General features: G+C 65.5%; 16 protein-coding genes and 3 rRNA genes (1 of these 19 running past the window's edge). 15 read left to right on the forward strand and 4 right to left on the reverse strand.

All coding sequences use genetic code 11. The annotated features are described in order from the left end of the window. From C1930_RS01845 to rrf (C1930_RS01855), 3 genes are all read left to right on the forward strand, one after another. A 23S ribosomal RNA gene (locus C1930_RS01845) occupies positions 1-2031 on the forward strand; it begins 847 nt to the left of the window's first position. Between the two features lie 125 nt (positions 2032-2156). Continuing rightward, positions 2157-2271, forward strand: a 5S ribosomal RNA gene (rrf, locus tag C1930_RS01850). 241 nt (positions 2272-2512) lie between these two features. Beyond that, positions 2513-2627: ribosomal RNA gene (rrf, locus tag C1930_RS01855) — 5S ribosomal RNA — on the forward strand. A 641-nt stretch (positions 2628-3268) separates the two neighbouring features. Here the strand turns inward: rrf (C1930_RS01855) and C1930_RS01860 are convergent. Beyond that, the gene (locus tag C1930_RS01860; RefSeq protein WP_108755191.1) at positions 3269-4981 is read right to left on the reverse strand and encodes a M28 family metallopeptidase; all 1713 of its coding nucleotides are present in this window, start codon (positions 4979-4981) and stop codon (positions 3269-3271) included. Between the two features lie 79 nt (positions 4982-5060). After that, positions 5061-5723, reverse strand: coding sequence for a hypothetical protein (locus tag C1930_RS01865; protein WP_108757616.1), 663 nt, complete (start codon positions 5721-5723; stop codon positions 5061-5063). Positions 5724-5817: 94 nt separating this feature from the next. On the opposite strand from C1930_RS01865, the gene C1930_RS01870 reads away from it, so the two are divergent. The 3 genes from C1930_RS01870 to C1930_RS01880 all read left to right on the forward strand — a co-directional run bounded on the left by C1930_RS01870 (position 5818) and on the right by C1930_RS01880 (position 9093). After that, positions 5818-7119: a peptidoglycan DD-metalloendopeptidase family protein gene (locus tag C1930_RS01870; RefSeq protein ID WP_108755192.1), complete on the forward strand. Its 1302-nt coding sequence runs from the start codon at positions 5818-5820 to the stop codon at positions 7117-7119. A gap of 107 nt (positions 7120-7226) precedes the next feature. Next, a complete protein-coding gene (locus tag C1930_RS01875; RefSeq protein ID WP_108751930.1) occupies positions 7227-8639 on the forward strand; it encodes a S41 family peptidase in 1413 nt (470 codons plus the stop codon). Between the two features lie 40 nt (positions 8640-8679). Beyond that, entirely contained in the window at positions 8680-9093 is a 414-nt protein-coding gene (locus C1930_RS01880; protein ID WP_108770944.1) for a hypothetical protein, read from the forward strand. Positions 9094-9235: 142 nt separating this feature from the next. On the opposite strand, the gene C1930_RS01885 is transcribed toward C1930_RS01880, so the two are convergent. Beyond that, positions 9236-9928 carry a rhomboid family intramembrane serine protease gene (locus C1930_RS01885; protein ID WP_108770945.1) on the reverse strand — a complete coding sequence of 231 codons (693 nt, stop codon included), beginning with the start codon at positions 9926-9928 and terminating at the stop codon, positions 9236-9238. A gap of 225 nt (positions 9929-10153) precedes the next feature. Between C1930_RS01885 and C1930_RS01890 the strand changes: the two genes are divergently transcribed. From C1930_RS01890 to C1930_RS01900, 3 genes are all read left to right on the forward strand, one after another. Continuing rightward, on the forward strand, positions 10154-11581 hold the full coding sequence (locus tag C1930_RS01890; RefSeq protein WP_108755193.1) for an outer membrane protein transport protein: 1428 nt from the start codon (positions 10154-10156) through the stop codon (positions 11579-11581). A 376-nt stretch (positions 11582-11957) separates the two neighbouring features. Continuing rightward, positions 11958-12566, forward strand: a complete 609-nt coding sequence (gene pnuC, locus C1930_RS01895; protein WP_108755194.1) for a nicotinamide riboside transporter PnuC — start codon at positions 11958-11960, stop codon at positions 12564-12566. Then, positions 12553-13623 carry an AAA family ATPase gene (locus C1930_RS01900; protein ID WP_108755195.1) on the forward strand — a complete coding sequence of 357 codons (1071 nt, stop codon included), beginning with the start codon at positions 12553-12555 and terminating at the stop codon, positions 13621-13623. Before pnuC ends, C1930_RS01900 begins: the two co-directional genes overlap by 14 nt. A gap of 101 nt (positions 13624-13724) precedes the next feature. Here the strand turns inward: C1930_RS01900 and putA are convergent, their stop codons facing one another. After that, positions 13725-16943, reverse strand: coding sequence for a bifunctional proline dehydrogenase/L-glutamate gamma-semialdehyde dehydrogenase PutA (gene putA, locus C1930_RS01905; protein ID WP_108770946.1), 3219 nt, complete (start codon positions 16941-16943; stop codon positions 13725-13727). Positions 16944-17216: 273 nt separating this feature from the next. Between putA and C1930_RS01910 the strand changes: the two genes are divergently transcribed. Genes C1930_RS01910 through C1930_RS01935 form a run of 6 tightly spaced genes read left to right on the forward strand, consistent with a single transcriptional unit; the run spans position 17217 to position 22055 of the window. After that, the gene (locus C1930_RS01910) at positions 17217-17693 is read left to right on the forward strand and encodes a DUF2244 domain-containing protein (RefSeq protein ID WP_108748234.1); all 477 of its coding nucleotides are present in this window, start codon (positions 17217-17219) and stop codon (positions 17691-17693) included. 11 nt (positions 17694-17704) lie between these two features. After that, positions 17705-18637: a cytochrome c oxidase subunit II gene (gene coxB / locus C1930_RS01915; RefSeq protein WP_108751935.1), complete on the forward strand. Its 933-nt coding sequence runs from the start codon at positions 17705-17707 to the stop codon at positions 18635-18637. A 59-nt stretch (positions 18638-18696) separates the two neighbouring features. Then, entirely contained in the window at positions 18697-20304 is a 1608-nt protein-coding gene (ctaD, locus tag C1930_RS01920) for a cytochrome c oxidase subunit I (protein WP_108751936.1), read from the forward strand. Between the two features lie 8 nt (positions 20305-20312). Then, a complete protein-coding gene (locus C1930_RS01925) occupies positions 20313-20579 on the forward strand; it encodes a hypothetical protein (protein ID WP_108770947.1) in 267 nt (88 codons plus the stop codon). Continuing rightward, positions 20576-21166 (forward strand): cytochrome c oxidase assembly protein, encoded by a 591-nt coding sequence (locus C1930_RS01930; protein WP_108751938.1) that lies wholly within the window; start codon positions 20576-20578, stop codon positions 21164-21166. Before C1930_RS01925 ends, C1930_RS01930 begins: the two co-directional genes overlap by 4 nt. A 13-nt stretch (positions 21167-21179) precedes the next feature. Beyond that, positions 21180-22055 (forward strand): cytochrome c oxidase subunit 3, encoded by an 876-nt coding sequence (locus C1930_RS01935; protein ID WP_108748239.1) that lies wholly within the window; start codon positions 21180-21182, stop codon positions 22053-22055. Positions 22056-22063: the final 8 nt, after the last annotated feature.

A 22063-nucleotide genomic window follows, 5' to 3' on the forward strand; every position in this document is an offset into this window, starting at 1 on the left:
GCACTGTTATGGCTAGGGGGTCATCGCGACTTACCAAACCATTGCAAACTCCGAATACCGAGACGGACTGTATGGGAGACACACGGCGGGTGCTAACGTCCGTCGTGAAAAGGGAAACAACCCAGACCCACAGCTAAGGTCCCAAATTTTGTGCTAAGTGGAAAACCATGTGGAAAGGCACAGACAGCCAGGAGGTTGGCTTAGAAGCAGCCACCCTTTAAAGAAAGCGTAATAGCTCACTGGTCGAGTCGGTCTGCGGGGAAGATTTAACGGGGCTAAGCACAGAACCGAAGCTTGGGGTGCATACTTTGTATGCGCGGTAGAGGAGCGTTCCGTAAGCCGTTGAAGGTGGATTGAGAAGTCTGCTGGAGGTATCGGAAGTGCGAATGCTGACATGAGTAACGATAATGCGGGTGAAAAACCCGCACGCCGAAAGCCCAAGGTTTCCTTGCGCAACGTTAATCGGCGCAGGGTGAGTCGGCCCCTAAGGCGAGGACGAAAGTCGTAGTCGATGGGAAGCAGGTTAATATTCCTGCACCTCGCGTAAGTGCGATGGAGGGACGGAGAAGGTTAGGTGTACCAGGCGTTGGTTGTCCTGGGGAAAGGCGGTAGGTTTGGATCTTTGGCAAATCCGGGATCCTTTAAGACCGAGCACCGAGACGAGCCTTTATGGCGAAGTCACTGATACCACGCTTCCAGGAAAAGCTCCTAAGCTTCAGCTTACGCAGACCGTACCGTAAACCGACACAGGTGGGTAGGATGAGAATTCTCAGGCGCTTGAGAGAACTCGGGTGAAGGAACTAGGCAACATGGCACCGTAACTTCGGGAGAAGGTGCACCCTTGGTGGTGGCTCATGCGAGCACAAGCTACCGAGGGTCGCAGTAACCAGGCCGCTGCGACTGTTTATCAAAAACACAGCACTCTGCAAACACGAAAGTGGACGTATAGGGTGTGACGCCTGCCCGGTGCTGGAAGGTTAATTGATGGGGTCAGCCGCAAGGCGAAGCTCTTGATCGAAGCCCCAGTAAACGGCGGCCGTAACTATAACGGTCCTAAGGTAGCGAAATTCCTTGTCGGGTAAGTTCCGACCTGCACGAATGGCGTAACGACAGCGGCGCTGTCTCCACCCGAGACTCAGTGAAATTGAAATCGCTGTGAAGATGCAGCGTTCCCGTGGCAAGACGGAAAGACCCCGTGAACCTTTACTATAGCTTTACACTGAACGTTGAGTTCGTCTGTGTAGGATAGGTGGGAGGCTATGAAACTGTGGCGCTAGCTGCAGTGGAGCCATCCTTGAAATACCACCCTGTCGTGCTTGACGTTCTAACCTGGGCCCATTATCTGGGTCGGGGACCGTGTATGGTGGGTAGTTTGACTGGGGCGGTCTCCTCCTAAAGAGTAACGGAGGAGCTCGAAGGTACGCTCAGCGCGGTCGGACATCGCGCACTGTGTGCAAAGGCATAAGCGTGCTTGACTGCAAGATCGACGGATCAAGCAGGTAGGAAACTAGGACTTAGTGATCCGGTGGTTCTGTATGGAAGGGCCATCGCTCAACGGATAAAAGGTACTCCGGGGATAACAGGCTGATACCGCCCAAGAGTTCATATCGACGGCGGTGTTTGGCACCTCGATGTCGGCTCATCACATCCTGGGGCTGTAGTCGGTCCCAAGGGTATGGCTGTTCGCCATTTAAAGTGGTACGCGAGCTGGGTTCAGAACGTCGTGAGACAGTTCGGTCCCTATCTGCCATGGGCGTTGGAGATTTGAGAGGGGCTGCTCCTAGTACGAGAGGACCGGAGTGGACGAACCTCTGGTGTTCCGGTTGTCACGCCAGTGGCATTGCCGGGTAGCTATGTTCGGAAGCGATAACCGCTGAAAGCATCTAAGCGGGAAGCGCGCCTCAAGATGAGATCTCCCGGGGCACAAGCCCCCTGAAGGAACCATGTAGACTACGTGGTTGATAGGTCAGGTGTGTAAGTGCAGCAATGCATTGAGCTAACTGATACTAATGATCCGTGCGGCTTGACCATATAACCTCAAGTTGCCTTGGCTTTACGACAGCGTCGTAAGAGCATCCAAGTGCACGCTACGTCACAAGAACTATGCGAGGCTGGCGCCTTGTCCCCCGGGACGAGTGCGACTCTCCAAAAGCCTCCCTGGTGAAATTAGCGCTGTGGAACCACCCGATCCCATCCCGAACTCGGAAGTGAAACGCAGCTGCGCCGATGGTAGTGTGGCTCAAGCCATGCGAGAGTAGGTCATCGCCAGGGTTTAAGCGCTGTGGAACCACCCGATCCCATCCCGAACTCGGAAGTGAAACGCAGCTGCGCCGATGGTAGTGTGGCTCAAGCCATGCGAGAGTAGGTCATCGCCAGGGTTTATACCCAAAAACCCCGCTGCTCACGCAGCGGGGTTTTTTCTTATTAAGTGAAGGCACTGCTTTTTCCAGGTACCTTCCGCCCCAAGGGCAAGATCGCGAGCTGGCGCTGCAAGCGCTGCTGCAACCGTCTCCCTGGTGAAATTAGCGCTGTGGAACCACCCGATCCCATCCCGAACTCGGAAGTGAAACGCAGCTGCGCCGATGGTAGTGTGGCTCAAGCCATGCGAGAGTAGGTCATCGCCAGGGTTTACACCCAAAACCCCGCTGCTCACGCAGCGGGGTTTTTCTTTGCGCGAAACCAAGCGCCCGGTAGATCCACGCCACGCGTGGATGGGTAGCGCCGGGCCATGCCCGGCGGAAAGCAGTGCCAACCAAGGTTGGCACCTACCAGGGCTGACCCCAGTAGATCCACGCCATGCGTGGATGGGTAGCGCCGGGCCATGCCCGGCGGAAAGCAGTGCCAACCAAGGTTGGCACCTACCGTGCGTGGATGGTTTTTTCGCGAAACCAAGCGCCCGGTAGATCCACGCCACGCGTTGATGGGTAGCGCCGGGCCATGCCCGGCGGAAAACAGTGCCAACCAAGGTTGGCACCTACCGTGCGTGGATGGGTTTGGCGCGAAACCAAGCGCCCGGTAGATCCACGCCATGCGTGGATGGGTAGCGCCGGGCCATGCCCGGCGGAAAGCAGTGCCAACCAAGGTTGGCACCTACCAGGGCTGACCCCAGTAGATCCACGCCACGCGTGGATGGGTAGCGCCGGGTCATGCCCGGCGGAAAGCAGTGCCAACCAAGGTTGCCACCTACTCTGGGCGGCGGCACAAAAAAAGCGGCGCCCCGTGGGGCGCCGCTCTGTTGTCCAGATGAATCAGTCGAGCACGCTCGACGCTACGGGGCCGAGGCCTTGTTCTTCATCATGGTGTCGCGGGCGGCCTTGAAGGGATTGCCTTCGTACCAGTTCGGCCAGCGATCGCCGCCCGCCAGTTCCTTGCCCACGCCGTACATCAGCTGCAGGTCTTCCACGGTGCCATCCAGCTTCCAGGTGGCCGCGTCGAACTCATCCTTCGGGCCGTGGTAGCGGTTGTTGCCGTAGTCGGTCGCTGCCTTGCGGCCGGCGTCAACGCCGCCGTCGCGCAGGTCCTCACCGCCATCGGCATACAGGGCCGGCACGCCGGCCTTGGCGAAGTTGAAGTGGTCGGAACGGAAGTAGAACCCGCTCTGCACCGAGGTTTCACCGTGCAAAGTACGGTCCTGTGCGGCCGCCAGCGGCTTCAGGATGTCTTCCAGCTCGGAACTGCCGAAGCCGGTCACGGTCACGTCCTTGGCACGGCCGGCCACCGACATCGCGTCGATGTTGATCACCCCGGCAATCTTGTCCAGCGGGAAGGTCGGGTGGGCCACGTAGTACTTCGAACCCAGCAGGCCAGACTCTTCCAAGGTGACCGCCAGGAACACCACCGAGCGCTCCGGCTTCGGGTCCTGGTGGGCCATGGCTTCGGCCACTTCCAGAATGCCGGCCACGCCGGTGGCGTTGTCCACGGCCCCGTTGTAGATGTTGTCGCCTTCCTCGCCTTCATGCTTGCCCAGATGGTCCCAGTGGGCCATGTACAGCACGGCTTCGTCGGCACGCTTGCTGCCCGGCAGCACGCCCACCACGTTGCGCGACTGCTTCTGCGCGACCTGGCTCTTCAGGTCGACCGAGGCGGTGGCCTGCAGCGGTACCGGCTTGAAGCCGCGCTTGCTGGCGTCCTTGTACGCCTGGGCCAGGTCCAGGCCGGCACCGGCGAACAGCGCCTTGGCGGCCTCGGCACTCAGCCAGCCCTGCACCGGCAGGCGGCGCTCCGGATCATCCTTGGCCGGCAGGTCGTACTGCGGGCCGGCCCAGGAGTTCTTCACCACATCCCAGCCATAGGAGGCACCGGCGGTGTCATGCACGATCAGCGCGCCGGCGGCGCCCTTGCGCGCGGCCTCTTCGAACTTGTAGGTCCAGCGGCCGTAATAGGTCATGCGCTTGCCGTCGAACAGGGTCTGGTCGTCGACGTGGAAGCCCGGGTCATTGACGAACATGACCACCGTCTTGCCCTTCCAGTCCTGGCCCTGGTAGTCGTTCCACTTCTGCTCCGGGGCGTCCACGCCGTAGCCGACGAACACCAGGTTGCTGGCATCCAGCTTCACTTCGGTCTGGCCAGTACGGGTGCCGACCACCATGTCGGTGCCGAACTTCAGTTCGGTGGTCTTGCCGCCCTGCTCGATCTTCAGCACGGTCGACTCATCGGCCGTGGTTTCGGTCATCGGCACGTCCTGGAACCAGCTGTCACCGTTGCCCGGCTGCAGGCCGATGCGCTGCATCTGGTCGCGGATGTAGTTGACCGTCAGCTCTTCGCCCTTGCTGCCGGGGGCGCGGCCTTCGAACTCATCCGAGGCCAGGGTCTTCACCATCTCGCTGAAATCGGCGGCGTTGATGTCCGGCGAGAACGCGTGGCTGGCCGGCTTGGCCGCCGCAGCGGTGTCGGTGGCCGGCGCGGCGGCGGGCGTGTCTTCGCCCTTGCAGGCGCTGAGCGCGGCCGCAGCGGCCAGGCACAGAAGGAGTTTACGGGGCATCGTCGGTATCCTGGATACAGATGGGGGCCGCGCCAGGCACGGCCAGGTAGCGGGGATCAGTCCCCGGTGCAGCACGACGTCAATCCGCCGGGGCGGTATCGGTGTCGAACGGGATGGCGTCGGCGCCGGTGACCGGACCGATGCGGGCGCTGCGGTGCACGTACAGCACCACCTCGCGCTCGAATTCCAGCGGGCCACTGACCACGGCATTGGGGCCGATGATGATGCGCGGCTTGCGGCTGGTGGTGAGCGAGACGCTGAAGTTCGGCTTGCGCACGTGCACGCCACCGGACACCTGCGAACCGATGCCGACGGTGATGTCACCGTTCACCGTTTCCACGTCCTTGCGCACCCGGCTGTTGACCAGGCCGATGCCACCGTTGACCGTTTCCACGCCGCCTTCGATCTGGCTGCCGGCGTCGCTGAAGATGCTGCCGTTGACCGTGCTGACATCGCCGTGGGCGATCACTTCGCGGCCCAGGCGAACGCCACCGTTCACCGTCTCGATGCTGCCGGTGCGTGCGCGGTCGGCCACGGTCACCCCGCCGTTGACGGTGTCGATGCTGCCGGTTTCCACGCCTTCGCCCACGCGGATGCTGCCATTGACGGTGTCCAGCTTGCCGTAGCGCTGGCCCGGATCGGCGCCGATGCTGCCGTTGACCTTGCTGATGTTTTCCTGCGCCGCCAGCGGCGCGGCGGCCAGCAGCAGGCCCAACAGCAGCGGAATGGAATGGGTTTTCATGGGGACCTCGTTGTTGTGCGGCTGGCAGGCCGCGTGCGGAGATGTCACCATTCCCCGGCACCCCCTGCAACTGCCTGAAGTCACTGGAAAGCCCTTGCGCCACAACGTCTTCCCCTCACGCCAGCATCACATCGCCGTCCGCGGCGCGCGTTGCCTGTTGCTGGGGCTGGCTTTGGCGCTGGCACTGCCGGTGCCGGGCGGGGCGCAGACCGCGTCCACCCGCGAGGCCGAGCGCAAGCTGCAGAAGCTGCGCAGCGAGCTGAAGGACGTGGCGCAGGAGCGCCGGCAGATCGAGGGCCAGCGTGGCCAGGCATCGCGACAACTGCGCGAGGCCGACGAAAAAGTGGCCCGCAGTGGCCGCAGCCTGGCCCAGACTGAAAGCGCGCTGCGCGAACAGGCCCAGGCGCTGGCCCAGGCCGAGCAGCGCCGCAACGAACTGCAGGCCACCCTGGCCAAGCAGCACCGCGAACTGGCCGGCCTGCTGCGCGCGGCCTACCAGTTGGGCAATCACGCGCCGCTGAAGCTGCTGCTGTCGCAGGACACGGTGGCCGATGCCAACCGCGCCCTGGCCTACCACCGCTACCTGCAGCGCGAGCGCGCCGAGCGCATCGCCACCCTCACCGCGGATCTGCAGGAACTGGAGACGCTGCAGGCCCAGATCGCCGAGCGCCAGCAGCATCTTCAGGGCGCCCAGCGCGACCAGAAGCAGCAGGCCGCCACGCTGGCTGCCGACCGCCGCGAACGGGCGCAGACGGTGGCGTCGCTGGAAGAACGCTTCAAGGACCGGCGCGAGAAAGAACAGGCGCTGGGCCAGGATGCCAAGGCGCTGGAAACCCTGCTGGCCAACCTGCGCGCCGCTGCCGCCCGCGCCGAAGCCGAGCGCCGCGCCGCTGCACGCAAGGCGGCGGCGGAAAAGGCGGCGGCCGAGAAAGCGGCCCGCCAGGCCAAGGCCGAAGGCCGCCCGGCGCCGCCCACCAAGGTACCGCCGGCAGTGGCCTCGGCGCCCGCGCCGAAGGTCGGCGGCCTGGGCTGGCCGCTGTCGGGCAATCTGCTGGCCCGCTACGGTGGCAAGCTGCCCGATGGCCGTACCAGCAGCGGCGTGCTGATCGGTGCGCCGGCCGGCAGCACGGTCACGGCGGTGGCCGATGGCACCGTGGTGTTCTCCGACTGGATGACCGGCTACGGCATGATCCTGATCGTCGACCACGGCAATGGCTACATGAGCCTGTACGCGCACAACGACACCCTGCTGAAGGATGCCGGCGCGCGCGTCAGCCGCGGCGATGCGGTGGCCAAGGTTGGCAACTCCGGCGGCCAGGGCGTCACCGCGCTGTACTTCGAACTGCGCCGCGGTGGCCAACCGGTCAATCCGGACAGCTGGCTGCAGCGCCGCTGAATCCTGGCGGCCGCATGGCCGCGGGATTCAACGGGAATTTACCCACGCTTCGCGCATAATCGGTGCATGTGCCTTGGGCACGATGCCACCGTCGACAGGAGTGATCCATGCGCGCAGCCCGTACCGCCACCCTCTTGCTGGCCTTGTTGCCAGCGTTGTCCTGGGCGCAGCAGACCGCGCCTGCGGCCGCCGCCGAAACCCCGGCGCAGGCCGCCAGCAACGAAGAGGCGGTGACATCGAAGGTGCCGCTGGAAGATATCCGGCGCTTCGTGGCGGTCTACAACGCCGTGCGTGCGGCCTACGTGGACCCGGTGGACGACAACAAGCTGATGCAGTCGGCGGTGCGCGGCCTGCTGCTGGACCTGGATCCGCACAGCACCTACTTCAACAAGGAAGACGCCGAGGCCTTCGACGAACAGGCCAACGGCGCCTACGAAGGCATTGGCGTGGAGCTGCAGCAGCAGCCCGACAACGCTTCGATGAAGGTGATTTCTCCGATTGACGATACGCCTGCGGCCAAGGCCGGCATCCTGGCGGGCGATCTGATCATCGCCATCGACGGCAAGCCGATCAGCGCCATCGATGCCAGCGAACCGCTGCGCGGCCCGGCCGGCAGCAAGGTGGTGCTGACCATCGTGCGCGAGGGCAAGCCCAAGCCGTTCGATGTGCCGCTCACCCGGCAGACCATCCGCGTGACCAGCGTGCGCAGCCGCCTGCTGGAACCGGGTTACGGCTATATCCGCCTGGCCACGTTCCAGGCCGACACCGGCGCTGATTTCCAGAAGCACGTGCAGCAGCTGCAGAAGCAGTCCGGCGGCAGCCTGAAGGGCCTGGTGCTGGATCTGCGCAGCAACCCCGGTGGTCTGCTGACAGCCGCCGTGCAGGTGGCCGACGATCTGCTGGAGAAGGGCAACATCGTCAGCACGCGCGGCCGCATCCGTATCAGTGATGCACGCTTCGACGCCACCCCGGGCGACCTGCTGAAGGGCGCGCCGGTGGTGGTGCTGGTCGATGCCGGTTCGGCCAGTGCGTCGGAAGTGCTGGCCGGTGCGCTGCGCGACAACCAGCGGGCACGCGTGGTCGGCAGCCGCACCTTCGGCAAGGGCTCGGTGCAGACCGTGCTGCCGCTGGACAACGGCGACTCGGTGAAGCTGACCACCGCGCGCTACTACACGCCCAGCGGCAAGTCGATCCAGGCCACCGGCATCGTGCCGGACGTGGAACTGAAGCCGGCGCCCACGCCGGAAGAAGACGCGCTGCCGGCCAGCCTGAGCGACTACAGCGAGGCGACCCTGCCGGGCCACCTGCGTGGTGACGACGAAGGCACCGAGGGCTACAGCGCCGGCGCCGTGCTGCCGGGCGACGGCCCCATCGACGATGCCCTGGCCGAACTGAAGAACCCCGGTTCGGTGGCCGCGCGGCTGAAGGCCGAGGCCGCCAAGGCTGCTGCAGCCAAGCCGCCGGCGAAGGCTGAAGCGAAGCCGGAAGCAAAGCCCGCCCCGGCCCCGACCAAGCCCTGACGGTAGCGCCGGGCCGTGCCCGGCGATGCGATGCTCGCCCATGGACGATTCCGCGCTCGCTTTCCGCATCGGCGAACTGCTGGCTCGCGAGCCTTGGGCGCCCGGCGTCGCCGGCGCCTGGCTGCACGCCCTCGCCCATCGGCATGGCATCGACCCGGGACGGATTCTCTGGTGGGACGGTGCCCCTGCTGTACGGGCGCATGCATGCTACGACGATGGCATGCAGGGGCTTGCCCGCCTGGCGGAACTGCTGGGGCCTGCGCAGAGTGAGATCCAGCTGATCGTTTCTGACGAACGCGCCGGACCGTGGCCGGTGTGGTCATTGCCGGCGAGCGAGCTGGTGCCCCTGCTGGGTGAGCTGCCCTTCTTCGAATACGCCGTGGTGCTGGATGAGGGCGCGACACTGGTGTTCGACACGCACCACAACACCTTGCTGGTCAGCCGTGCGGCGTAGGTAGAGTCGAGCTTGCTCGACTGTTTTTTCCTGAAGCAGTCGAGCAAGCTCGACTCTACGGACAGGCCAGAGCAGTCGAGCAAGCTCGCCTCTACGGACAGGCCAAAGCAGTCGAGCAAGCTCGACGTTACGGAGAAGATGGCTAGAAGCCGTGGCGCTTGCGCAGCTTGCGGGCGATCGCGGCGCGCACGTAGACGCCGTAGAGCAGGCCGAACAGGAAGCCGCCGATGTGCGCCCACCAGGCCACCATGCCGAAGGTCGGGCCGATGTAGGCGAACACCACCTGCAGCGACGCCCACACGCCGATCAGCAGGTAGGCCGGGGCGCGCACGAATTCCAAGAACAGGCCCAGCGGAATGACCACCCCCAGCCGCGCGCCGGGGAACAGCGCCAGATAAGCGCCGATCAGCGCCGACACCGCACCGCTGGCGCCGATGATGATCTGGTCCGGGCTGCCCATGGTGTAGATCGCCACCAGGTTCGATACCGCCCCGCCCAGCAGGAACAGCAGCAGCAACCGCCACGGGCCCAGCACGCGCTCGGCGGGCAGGCCGAAGATCAGCAGGAACACCAGGTTGCCCAGCAGGTGCGACCAGTCCGCGTGCAGGAACAGGGCGGTGAACAGGCGCAGCACGCTGCCGTCCTGCAGCGTGGCCCAGTAGTCCAGCGGGTGGGTCAGGCCGGTGGACAGGGCGCCCCAGTCCAGCCACAGGCTGCGACGGGCGTCGTCCGGGCGTGAGATGGACCACAGGAACGCCAGCCACACTGACGCAAACAGCACGGGCGTGGCCCAGCGCAGGGCCGCCTTCTTGCGTGAGGGGAGCGAGACGAACATGGGCGCTAGCCTAGCGTGCGCGGGCATTGTGCGGGGAGGCGCCTGTTCATGTTTTGCGAAGGGAAAAGCCCCGCTGCTGTTATTGTTTCATTAACGTCTCTGAGTGATACTCGCATACGGCGTCGTATGTCGGGAGGGGAATCCGGCGCGTTCTGGCGGGCCTTCGGGTCCGGTAGGCGCAGGCGCACTCAGAGCACCATCACCGCTTACCGGAGAGAGAACACGATGCAAACTGCTTCCACCATTGCCCGACTGACCCTGCTGGCCGTCGGCGTTGCCGGTGCGCTGGCCGCCGCCGATGCCAACGCCGCTGCCTTCCAGCTGAAGGAAAACAGCGCCAAGGGCCTCGGCCGCGCGTTCGCCGGCTCGACCTCTGCCGAAGGCGATGCCTCGGTGGTCGCCACCAACCCGGCCTCGATGCGCCTGCTCGACGGCACCCAGTTCCAGGGTGACGTGAGCGCCATCAGCTTCGGCGCCAAGTTCCGCGGCGAAGGCCAGTACGGCAACGGCGCCCCGATTTCCGGCGGCAACGGCGGCGACGCCGGCATGATCGCCCCGGTTCCGGCCGCTTACTTCCACGTGCCGTTCGGCGAAAAGGACAACATGCACTTCGGTGTGTCGCTGTCGGTGCCGTTCGGCTTCAAGACCGAATACGACCGTGACTGGGTCGGCCGCTACAACGGCGTGAAGACCGAACTGCAGGCCGTCGACCTGGGCGCCGCGTTCTCCTACGACGTGAACCCGTACCTGTCCTTCGGTGCGTCGGTGTTCGTCGAGCGCCTGGACGTTGACCTGACCAGCGCCGTCGATGCCGGCACCGCCATCAACGCCAGCGCCCAGCAGCGTGCTGCTGCCACCGTGCTGGCCCGTGGCGGCACCCAGGCCCAGGCCGCTGCCGCTGCCCGCCAGGCCGGTATCCAGGCTGCCCAGCTGGGCTTCTCGCCGGGTACCGCCGATGGCTACCTGCGCATCAAGGGCGACGAAATGTCCGTGGGTTACACCCTGGGCATGACCGTCAGCCCGGTGGAAGGCACCAACATCGCCTTCAGCTACCGCTCGGAAGTGGAACACAAGATCACCGACGGCAAGGCCGACTTCACCATGACCCCGGCTGCGGCCGCGTTCCTGGCCAGCGCTGCCCCGGGTACCTTCGTTGACAGCAACGGCCGTGCCACCATCACCCTGCCGGCCAGCGCCACGGTCAGCGTCAGCCACCGCGTGAACGACCAGTGGAAGATCATGGCCGACGTTTCGCGCACCGCGTGGAGCAAGTTCGACCAGGTCACGGTTGACTACGATTCCAACCAGCCCGACAGCGTGCTGCCGTTCCACTACCGCGACACCACCTTCGCTTCGATCGGTACCGAGTACCGTCTGAACGAGCAGCTGACCCTGCGCGGCGGCCTGGCGTACGACCAGACCCCGACCACCGATGCCCACCGCGACGTGCGCGTGCCGGACACCACCCGCAAGTGGCTGTCGCTGGGTCTGACCTGGGCCCCGTCGGAGAAGATGGAATACAGCGTGGGCTACACCCACCTGTTCACCAAGGATCCGAACATCACCTCGACCTCGGCCACTGGCAACACCGTGACCGGCAAGTACAAGGTGACCGGCGACGTGCTGGCCGCTTCGATGCAGTACAAGTTCTGATAAAGGCCACGGCCTGACGCAGTACAGGGAGAGCCCCGCGCAAGCGGGGCTTTCTTTTTGTGCGCCATCCACGCATGGCGTGGATCAACTAGTGGTGCGCCATCCACGCATGGCGTGGATCTACTAGTGGTGCGCCATCCACGCATGGCGTGGATCTACGGGTGGTGGGTCATCCACGCATGGCGTGGATCTACGGGTGGTGGGTCATCCACGCATGGCGTGGATCTACGGGTGGTGGGTCATCCACGCATGGCGTGGATCTACGGGTGGTGGGTCATCCACGCATGGCGTGGATCTACTGGGGCCATCCACATCGCGTGCACCGATCCGGTCGTGGCCGCCCACGCGCGGCGCGTGGATCGACGACAATAGTGGCATGAACCTGTCCGATCCCAATTTCCAGCTGGAGCTGGCTGCCAACATCGCCGTGGCCGGCTCGATCCTGCTGGCCGGCCGCAACAACGTGCACACCTGGTGGCTGGGCATCGTCGGCTGCGCGCTGTTCGCTGCGGTGTTCGAGCGTTCGCACCTGTACGCCGACATGGTGCTGCAGGGCTTCTTCATCGTCATCAGCGTGCTGGGCTGGTGGCAATGGCTGCGGGGTGACCACGGCGCGCCGTTGCCGATCACCTCGCTGCGCCCGCGCGCCTGGGCGTGGCTGCTGCCGCTGGCGGTGGTGGGCACGCTGGGCTATGGCTGGATGCTGACCCGCCTGACCCAGGCCTATGCGCCGTACATCGATTCGGCAGTGCTGGTGCTGAGCGTGATCGCGCAGATCCTGATGATGCAGCGCAAGCTGGAATCGTGGTGGGTGTGGCTGCTGGTGAACACCATTGCAGTGCCGCTTTACTACAGCCGCGGCCTGCATCTGACCTCGATCCTGTATATCGGTTTCTGGATCAATGCGCTGGTGGCGCTGCGCCATTGGCGCACGCTGATGCGCGCCGACCGCGCGGCGCCGGGCGCGGCCGATGCCACTGCCTGAGAAGGTGCCGCGCGGTCTGGTGGTGGGCAAGTTCTGCCCGCTGCATCGCGGCCATGAACGGCTGATCGAGTTCGCTGCCGCGCGCTGCCAGCAGTTGCTGGTGATCGGGTGGTCACAGCCGGGATTCGCCGGCTACAGTGCCGAGAGGCGCGAGCGCTGGCTGCGGGCGCGCTTCCCGCAGGCGACCATCGTGGTGCTGGATGACGACCGCTTGGCCGCCCTGTGCCGCGCGCATGGCGTGGCGGTGCGCGCGCTGCCGCAGGACAGTGAAAGCGAGCAGGTGCAGCGCGACTTCACCGCGTGGCTGTGCCTGGCGCTGTTCGGTGGGCCGGTGCAGGCCGTGTTCACCGGCGAAGACTATGGCGATGGTTTCGCCGCCGCCCTGGCCCAGCAGTTCGCTGCAGCGGTGCAGCATCACCGGCTGGACCGCGCGACCGACATCGGCCAGGCCAGTGGTACGCAGCTGCGTGCTGATCCGCATGCACACCGCAGCAGCCTGTCGCCGGCGGTGTATGCCGACCACGTGCAGCGCGTCGCCTTCATTGGTGGCGAATCCACCGGCAAGAGCACCTTGGCACGGGTGCTGGGCGAACGCCTGGGCACGGCCTGGGTGCCCGAGTTTGGCCGTACGTTGTGGGAACAGCAGGGCGGTGCGCTGCACGCGCAGGATCTGCTGCGCATCGCCGCGACCCAGCCGCAGCATGAAGAGCAGGCGGCGCAGCACGCGCACCGTTGGCTGTTCTGCGATACCACCCCGCTGGTCACCCTGGGCTACAGCGGCTGGATGTTCCAGACGGCGCCAGCGGAGCTGCAGCGCGCCGCAGCGCGGCCCTACGACCTGCTGTTCCTGTGCGCGCCGGACATTCCCTTCGAGCAGGATGGCACGCGCGTGGGCGTGGAATTCCGCGCACGGCAGCACGCGTGGTACCTGCAGCAGCTGCAGGCGCGTGGGGTGCCATATGTGCTGCTGGAAGGCGATCTGGACGCGCGGGTGGCGCGGGTACAGGCCGAGCTGGCGATGCGCGCGGACAACCGCTTCAGCGTGGTGGCCGGGTAAGCGCCGCCGGGCATCGCCTGGCGCCACCGGAAGGACACAAAAAACCCCGCTTTCGCGGGGTTTTCCGTGCATCCATCACACCCGTGGAAGGGAGGGGTGTCTTAGTCGCCCAGGGTCAGCAGCGAGGCATTGCCACCGGCGGCGGTGGTGTTCACCGTCACCGTCTTTTCAGTGGCGAAGCGCAGCAGGTAGTGCGGGCCGCCGGCCTTGGGGCCGGTGCCGGACAGGCCCTGGCCACCGAACGGCTGCACGCCCACCACCGCACCGATCTGGTTGCGGTTGACGTAGACGTTGCCGACGTGGACGCCGTTGCTGATGCGGTCCACGGTTTCGTCGATGCGCGAATGCACGCCCAGGGTCAGGCCGTAGCCGGTGGCGTTGATCTGGTCGATCACCGCATCCAGCTGCTCACCCTTCCAGCGGATCACGTGCAGCACCGGGCCGAAGACTTCCTTCTGCAGCTGGCCCAGGTCCTTCAGTTCATACGCACGCGGTGCGAAGAAGGTGCCATGGGCGGCTTCGGCGGACAGTTCGGCAGCGGCGATCAGGCGCGCTTCGCGGTCCATGCGCGCGGCGTGGTCCTGCAGGATCTTCAGCGCGTCGGCGTCGATCACCGGGCCGACGTCGGTGGACAGCAGGCCAGGGTTGCCGACCTTCAGTTCCTTCATTGCGCCGGCCAGCATGGTCATCACCTTGTCGGCGATGTCGTCCTGCACGAACAGCACGCGCGCGGCCGAGCAGCGCTGGCCAGCAGAGGTGAAGGCCGAACCGATGGCGTCCTTGACCAGCTGTTCCGGCAGCGCCGAAGAGTCGGCGATGAAGGCGTTCTGGCCGCCGGTTTCCGCAATCAGCACGCCGATGGCGGCGTCGCGCGCGGCCATGGCGCGGTTGATCGCGCGGGCGGTTTCGGTGGAGCCGGTGAAGGCCACGCCGGCCACGCGCGGATCGGCGGTCAGCGCGGCACCGACGGTGGCACCGTCGCCCGGCAGGAACTGCACCACCTCGGCCGGCACGCCAGCGTCGTGCAGCAGCTTCACCGCGTAGTAGCCGATCAGGTTGGTCTGCTCGGCCGGCTTGGCGATCACGCTGTTGCCAGCGGCCAGGGCAGCGGCCACTTGGCCCAGGAAGATCGCCAGCGGGAAGTTCCACGGGCTGATGCAGACGAACACGCCGCGGCCGTGCAGCTGCAGCTCGTTGGATTCACCGGTCGGGCTGGGCAGCTTCTCGGCGTGGCTGAACTGCTCGCGCGCCTGCTTGGCGTAGTAGCGCAGGAAATCCACCGCTTCGCGCACTTCGGCAATGCCGTCGGGCAGGCTCTTGCCGGCTTCCTTCACGCACAGCGCCATGAATTCGGGCATGCGCGCTTCCAGCTGGTCGGCGGCATGTTCCAGGATGGCGGCGCGGCTGGCGGCCGGGGTGCGGTTCCAGGCCGGCTGCGCGGCCACGGCATTGGCCAGCGCCTTCTGCACGGTGGCGGCGTCGGCGGCCTGCCACTGGCCCACCACGTCGCGGCTGTCGGCCGGGTTGGTGACCGGCAGCGAGGCACCGGTGGTGACCGCACCCGGCACCAGCGGCGCGGCCTGCCACGGCTTTACAGCCGCGTTGATCTGCTCGGCCAGGGCGCGCAGTTCGTTGTCGTTGGCGAGGTTGGCGCCCATGGAGTTCTTCCTGTCGTGGTTCTGGCTGCGCAGCAAGTCAACCGGCAGCGGGATCTTGGGGTGCGGAATCGATTCGAACGAGGCGACCATCTCGACCGGGTCGCGGACCAGGTCGGCGATCGGCACGCGCTCGTCGGTGATGCGGTTGACGAAGCTGGAGTTGGCGCCGTTTTCCAGCAGGCGGCGCACCAGGTACGGCAGCAGGTCTTCGTGCGAACCCACCGGTGCGTACACGCGGCAGGGCAGGCCCAGGCGATCGGCCGGCACCACTTCGGCGTACAGGTCATCGCCCATGCCGTGCAGCTTCTGGTGCTCGTACACGCCGCCGTTGGCGATGCTGCGCACCGCGGCGATGGTGTGCGCGTTGTGCGTGGCGAACATCGGGTAGATCGCATCGGCATGGGTGAACAGACGCTTGGCACAGGCCAGGTAGGACACGTCGGTGTTCTGCTTGCGGGTGAACACCGGGTAGCCCGGATAGCCTTCGATCTGCGCGCGCTTGATCTCGGCATCCCAATAGGCGCCCTTCACCAGGCGCACCTGCAGGCGGCGACCGGCGCGGCGCGCCATGTCGGCCAGGTGGTCGATGGTGTACGGGGTACGCTTCTGGTACGCCTGCACGACCACGCCGAAGCCATCCCAGCCGGCCAGCGAGGCATCGGAGAACACCTGTTCGATGATGTCCAGCGACAGTTCCAGGCGGTCCGATTCTTCGGCGTCGACGGTGCAGCCGATGCCGTAGCTCTTGGCCAGCTGCGCCAGTTCCAGCACGCCTGGTACCAGGTCCTTCAGCACGCGTGCGCGCTTGGCATGTTCGTAGCGCGGGTACAGCGCCGACAGCTTGATCGAGATGCCCGGTGCGTTGTTGACGTCGCCGTCGGGGCGGCCGCCGCGTGCCTTGTGATCACCGCCGATGGCGTGGATCGCACGACGGTAGTCTTCCAGGTAGCGCAGCGCGTCCTTCATGGTCAGCGCGCCTTCGCCCAGCATGTCGAAGGAATAGCGGTAGCTGGCGTTGTCGCCCTTGTGCGAGCGCGCCAGTGCTTCGCTGATGGTGCGGCCCATCACGAACTGGTGGCCCATGATCTTCATCGCCTGGCGCACGGCCAGGCGCACCACCGGTTCACCCACGCGGCCGACCAGGCGCTTGAACGCGCTGGGCGCATCGGCGCGGGTGGCATCGTTCATCTGCACCAGCTTGCCGGTCAGCATCAGGCCCCACGTGGAGGCGTTGACCAGCACCGAGTCGCTGCCGCCCAGGTGCTTTTCCCAGTCGGCATCGGCCAGCTTGTCGCGGATCAGCTTGTCGGCGGTGTCCTGGTCGGGAATGCGCAGCAGCGCCTCGGCCACGCACATAAGAAGCACGCCTTCCTCGCTGCCCAGGTCGTACTGGCGCATGAAGGCTTCGATCGCGCCCTGGTCCTTGGCGCGCACGCGCACCCGGCCGACCAGGTCGGCGGCCAGCGCCTGCACCCGGGCCTGCTCCTCGGCCGGCAGGCGCGCCTGCGCCAGCAGGTCACGCACGTGGCTGGCCTCGTCCTTCAACCAGGCGTCGGTGATGGCCTGGCGGAACGGGTTGGGGGGCGCCGGCAGTTCCGGCGACAGCAGCGCGCCCGGACGCGGCGCGTCGTTGGCGGTGGGGGAGGAAGAGGGTGCGTTCATGCCGGTCCGGCCAGTGGAAAACTTGGCGATTTTAATCATTTTTTGGCCGCCGGGAAGGGCCTCTCAGCGCCCTTGATGAACGCTGATTGCCCCTGATGGCGGTGGATTCAGCCTGTTCAGCCCAGCCGGGCTTTTTTGTGCCGAATTCGTCATTCGCGCCGCCGGGCTCATGCTGTATTGCAACATCGGAAAAAGTGTGAATGCACCCTTGCTACCGGCGAGAGGGCAGGGCTACCATCGAGACGTTTCCCGCGGCAGGAACGCGGTTGCGACATGATCGAGGTGCTTCCAGCTCCGGATGGGTCAGGTACGCAGCTGCGGCTGCGTCCCCCACGGGCGCTCGATGCCCGGCAGTTCATCCTGTTGTTCACCGTGTTGGGCGGGGCGATGTGGCTGGTTTCGGCCGTCGGTTGGCTGGCTGGCAATGTATTCGCCCCCCTGTTCGCGCTGCTGTACAGCCTGTTGCTGGCAGCCGCCCTGCGCGCCCTGTGGCGCAGCGGCGAACGGCAGGAGGAGATCCGGGTAGTGCCGGCGTGTGTGGAGGTCATCCCCACGCCCGGTGGTTCGCCGGTGTTCCGTGCGCACCCGCATTGGGTACGCCTGGTCACCGGTGATGAGAGGGTCCGGCTGGCATCCAGCGGACGGCAGGTGGAGGTGGGGAGTTTCCTCGCGCCGGCCGAACGCCAGACGCTTGCTGAAATGCTTGAAGGCTTGCTCGCCGCCAGCGATGGCGGCAACCGACGACGCTAAGGGTCTAGGCAATGAAGCAAAGCAGCAGGTGGGGCACGAAGTGCGTTGCAGCGGCCGCCGCGGTGGTGGCCGGGGGACTGGTACCGGCACTGGCCTGGGCACAGGCGGCCGATCCCAAGCCGTGGCAGCTGAACATGGGCAAGGGGGTCACCCAGACCTCGCGCCTGGCCTGGGAGTCGAACAATCTGTCGCTGATCATCTGCACAGTGATCGGGGTCATCGTGTTCGGCGCGATGGGCTATGCGATGTTCAAGTTCCGCAAGTCCAAGGGCGCGGTGGCGGCCACCTTCAGCCACAACACCAAGGCCGAGATCATCTGGACCGTCATTCCGGTGATCATCCTGGTAGTGATGGCCTGGCCGGCCACGGCCAACCTGATCAAGATGTACGACACCCGCGATGCCGAGATGACGGTGAAGATCACCGGCTACCAGTGGATGTGGAAGTACGAATACCTGGGCGAGAACGTGACCTTCACCAGCCGCCTGGACCGCGAATCGGACCGGGTGCGGCAGAGTGGCATCGTGCCCGACCGCGAAAGCCACCCGCATTACCTGCTGGACGTGGACAACCGCCTGGTGCTGCCGGTCGATACCAAAGTGCGCTTCGTCATCACCTCCGACGATGTGATCCATGCCTGGTGGGTGCCGGCGCTGGGCTGGAAGCAGGACGCCATTCCCGGCTTCATCAACGAAGCCTGGACCAGCATCGAGCAGCCCGGCGTGTACCGCGGCCAGTGCGCAGAACTGTGCGGCAAGGACCACGGCTTCATGCCGATCGTGGTCGAGGCGGTGTCCAAGGAAGACTTCAGGCAGTGGCTGGCGCAGCGCAAGCCGGCGCCGCCTGCCGAGCCTGCTGCACCGGCCACACCTGCAGCAGCGGAAGCCGCACCTGATGCCGCCGCGCCCGCTGCGGCGCCGGCGGCGCCGGCCGACGGGGCCTGATCCAACACCCGTGGCCGCCTGCGGCCGCGGTGACAACCGATTCTGAGAGGTGTTTTGCAATGGCGCACTCGGCAGTTGGGCACGACGATCACCACCACCACCAGAGCTTCTTCGAGCGTTGGTTCTTCTCGACCAACCACAAGGACATCGGCACGCTGTACCTGGGTTTCAGCTTCATCATGTTCATCATCGGTGCGGCGATGAGCGTGGTGATCCGTGCCGAACTGGCGCAGCCGGGCCTGCAGTTCGTCAAGCCCGAATTCTTCAACCAGATGACCACCGTGCATGCACTGGTGATGATCTTCGGTGGCGTGATGCCGGCCTTCGTGGGCCTGGCCAACTGGATGATTCCGCTGCAGATCGGCGCGCCGGACATGGCGCTGCCGCGCATGAACAACTGGTCGTTCTGGCTGCTGCCGGTGGCCTTCAGCCTGCTGCTGCTGACCCTGTTCCTGCCCGGCGGTGCACCGGCCGGTGGCTGGACGCTGTACCCGCCGCTGTCGCTGCAGGGCGGCTACAACGTGGCCTTCAGCGTGTTCGCCATCCACGTGGCCGGCATCAGCTCGATCATGGGCGCGATCAACATCATCGCCACGGTGCTGAACATGCGCGCGCCGGGCATCGACCTGCTGAAGATGCCGATCTTCTGCTGGGCCTGGCTGATCACCGCGTTCCTGCTGATTGCGGTGATGCCGGTGCTGGCCGGCGCGGTGACCATGCTGCTGACCGACAAGTTCTTCGGCACCAGCTTCTTCAATGCCGCCGGTGGCGGTGACCCGGTGATGTACCAGCACATCTTCTGGTTCTTCGGGCACCCCGAGGTCTACATCATGATCCTGCCCGCCTTCGGCGTGGTCAGCGAGATCATCCCGACCTTCAGCCGCAAGCCGCTGTTCGGCTACCAGGCGATGGTCTACGCCACCGCGGCGATCGCCTTCCTGTCGTTCATCGTCTGGGCCCACCACATGTTCACCGTGGGCATGCCGCTGGGCGGCGAGATCTACTTCATGTTCGCCACCATGCTGATCTCGATCCCGACCGGGGTGAAGGTGTTCAACTGGGTCAGCACCATGTGGCGCGGCTCGCTTACCTTCGAAGCGCCGATGCTGTGGTCGGTGGCCTTCGTCATCCTGTTCACCATCGGCGGGTTCTCCGGCCTGATGCTGGCCATCGTCGCCGCCGACTTCCAGTACCACGACACCTACTTCGTGGTGGCCCACTTCCACTACGTGCTGGTGACCGGTGCAGTGTTCGCGCTGATCGCAGCAGTGTATTACTGGTGGCCGAAGTGGACCGGGCGCATGTACAGCGAGAAGTGGGCCAAGGTGCACTTCTGGTGGTCGATCGTGTTCGTGAACCTGTTGTTCTTCCCGCAGCACTTCCTCGGCCTGGCCGGCATGCCGCGGCGCATTCCCGATTACAGCGTGGCGTTTGCCGACTGGAACCTGATCAGCTCGATCGGTGCGTTTGGCATGTTCGCCACGCCGTTCATGATGGCGGCGATCCTGCTGTCGTCGCTGCGCAATGGTGAAAAGGCCGCCGATCGTTCCTGGGAGGGTGCACGCGGGCTGGAGTGGACGCTACCCTCGCCGGCACCGGCGCACACCTTCACCACGCCGCCAACCCTGCGCCCGGGCGACCTGGCCCACGATGACATCACGCATTGAGGTGGGCCATGCATAACGAGAACCCGTTTCCGATGGGTAGAGTCGACTGTCAGTCGACTCGCGAAGAGCAGCCGACCAACGGTCGGCTCTACCAGAACCAGGGCGAAGAGCAGCCGAGCGGTAGAGTCGACCGTTGGTCGACTGGCGAGATGCAGCCGACCAACGGTCTGCTTTACCAGCAGCGCCAGCGCGCCCGCCGCACCGCACTGTGGGTCGGCGCCATCGCCGTGCTGGTCTACGTGGGCTTCATCCTCAGCGGGGTGATCGGCCGATGAGCGATGCACCGGCCACCGCGACCTCACGCAGCGCCGGCCTGCCGCGCCTGATCGGCGTGGCGGTGGCGGTGTTCCTGCTGACGTTCTCGCTGGTGCCGCTGTACCGCATCGCCTGCGAAAAAGTGTTCGGCGTGCGCCTGGAGCGCGGCCCCGGCAGTGAAGCCAGCACCGGCGCCGCCACCGGCAAGCGCACCGTGCGCGTGGAATTCGACGGCGGGGTGAATTCGCGCCTGCCGTGGTCGTTCCACCCCGAGCAGCTGACCATGGACGTGGTGCCGGGTGAACTCAACGAAGCCCTGTACTTCGCCCGCAACGACAGTGCAGGCGCGGTGGTGGGCAGCGCCGTGCCCTCGGTGGCGCCGGCACGTGCGTCGGGGTTCTTCAGCAAGACCGAATGCTTCTGCTTCACCGCCCAGACCCTGCAGGCCGGTGAGAAGCGCGACATGCCGGTGCGCTTCATCGTCGATCCCGACCTGCCGCCGGAGATCAAGACGATCACCCTGTCCTACACCTTCTACCGCAACGATGCGCTGTCCGATCGGCTGGCTGCAGCCGCTACCTCGGAAGGCGCGCACGCCGCTCCCTGACCCGGAAACCGACATGGCCCAGACCCCGCACGACGCCAATGTGTACTTCGTCCCGGCCCAGAGCCGCTGGCCGTTCGTGGGCTCCATCGCGATGATGGTGACCATGGTGGGCGTGGCCAGCTGGTTGAACGATGCCAGCTGGGGCCGCTGGACCTTCTATGCCGGCCTGGCGATGCTGGTGCTGACCCTGTTCTGGTGGTTCAGCGATGTGGTGCGCGAGTCGCAGGCCGGGCACTACAACCGCCAGGTCGATGGCTCGTTCCGCATGGGCATGGTCTGGTTCATCTTTTCCGAAGTGATGTTCTTCGGTGCCTTCTTCGGCGCGCTGTTCTACACCCGCAACCTGGGCCTGCCGTGGCTGAGCGGCGAAGGCGATGGGGTGATGACCAACGAGCTGCTGTGGCAGGGCTATTCGGCCGGCTGGCCGACCAATGGACCGGCGGCGATCGGTGGTGCGTTCCAGACCATTCCCGCCTGGGGCCTGCCGCTGATCAACACGCTGATCCTGCTCACTTCCGGCGTGACCCTGACCATCGCCCACCATGCCCTGAAGGGCGGCCACCGCCGCCAGCTGCTGGTGTGGCTGGGCCTGACCGTGCTGCTGGGTGCGTTCTTCCTGACCCTGCAGGCCGAGGAATACATCCACGCCTACAAGGAACTGAACCTGACGCTGGGCTCGGGCATCTACGGTTCCACGTTCTTCATGCTGACCGGTTTCCACGGTGCGCACGTGCTGCTGGGCACGATCATGCTGATCGTGATGTGGCTGCGCTCGGCCAAGGGCCACTTCACCCGCGACAACCACTTCGGCTTCGAAGCCGCCGCGTGGTACTGGCACTTCGTGGACGTGGTGTGGCTGATGCTGTTCCTGTTCGTCTACGTCCTTTGACTGCGCAG

The sequence above is a fragment of the Stenotrophomonas sp. SAU14A_NAIMI4_8 genome, assembly GCF_003086695.1.
GTDB lineage: Bacteria > Pseudomonadota > Gammaproteobacteria > Xanthomonadales > Xanthomonadaceae > Stenotrophomonas.

Excerpts from the sequence above, each read along its gene's own strand:
- C1930_RS01860 (WP_108755191.1), bottom strand. The coding sequence starts at position 4,981 with ATGCCCCGTAAACTCCTTCTGTGCCTGGCCGCTGCGGCCGCGCTCAGC.
- putA (WP_108770946.1), bottom strand. The coding sequence starts at position 16,943 with ATGAACGCACCCTCTTCCTCCCCCACCGCCAACGACGCGCCGCGTCCG.
- coxB (WP_108751935.1), top strand. The coding sequence starts at position 17,705 with ATGAAGCAAAGCAGCAGGTGGGGCACGAAGTGCGTTGCAGCGGCCGCC.
- C1930_RS01925 (WP_108770947.1), top strand. The coding sequence starts at position 20,313 with ATGCATAACGAGAACCCGTTTCCGATGGGTAGAGTCGACTGTCAGTCG.
- C1930_RS01900 (WP_108755195.1), top strand. The coding sequence starts at position 12,553 with ATGCCACTGCCTGAGAAGGTGCCGCGCGGTCTGGTGGTGGGCAAGTTC.
- ctaD (WP_108751936.1), top strand. The coding sequence starts at position 18,697 with ATGGCGCACTCGGCAGTTGGGCACGACGATCACCACCACCACCAGAGC.
- C1930_RS01910 (WP_108748234.1), top strand. The coding sequence starts at position 17,217 with ATGATCGAGGTGCTTCCAGCTCCGGATGGGTCAGGTACGCAGCTGCGG.
- C1930_RS01935 (WP_108748239.1), top strand. The coding sequence starts at position 21,180 with ATGGCCCAGACCCCGCACGACGCCAATGTGTACTTCGTCCCGGCCCAG.
- C1930_RS01890 (WP_108755193.1), top strand. The coding sequence starts at position 10,154 with ATGCAAACTGCTTCCACCATTGCCCGACTGACCCTGCTGGCCGTCGGC.
- C1930_RS01875 (WP_108751930.1), top strand. The coding sequence starts at position 7,227 with ATGCGCGCAGCCCGTACCGCCACCCTCTTGCTGGCCTTGTTGCCAGCG.
- C1930_RS01880 (WP_108770944.1), top strand. The coding sequence starts at position 8,680 with ATGGACGATTCCGCGCTCGCTTTCCGCATCGGCGAACTGCTGGCTCGC.
- C1930_RS01885 (WP_108770945.1), bottom strand. The coding sequence starts at position 9,928 with ATGTTCGTCTCGCTCCCCTCACGCAAGAAGGCGGCCCTGCGCTGGGCC.
- C1930_RS01865 (WP_108757616.1), bottom strand. The coding sequence starts at position 5,723 with ATGAAAACCCATTCCATTCCGCTGCTGTTGGGCCTGCTGCTGGCCGCC.
- pnuC (WP_108755194.1), top strand. The coding sequence starts at position 11,958 with ATGAACCTGTCCGATCCCAATTTCCAGCTGGAGCTGGCTGCCAACATC.
- C1930_RS01930 (WP_108751938.1), top strand. The coding sequence starts at position 20,576 with ATGAGCGATGCACCGGCCACCGCGACCTCACGCAGCGCCGGCCTGCCG.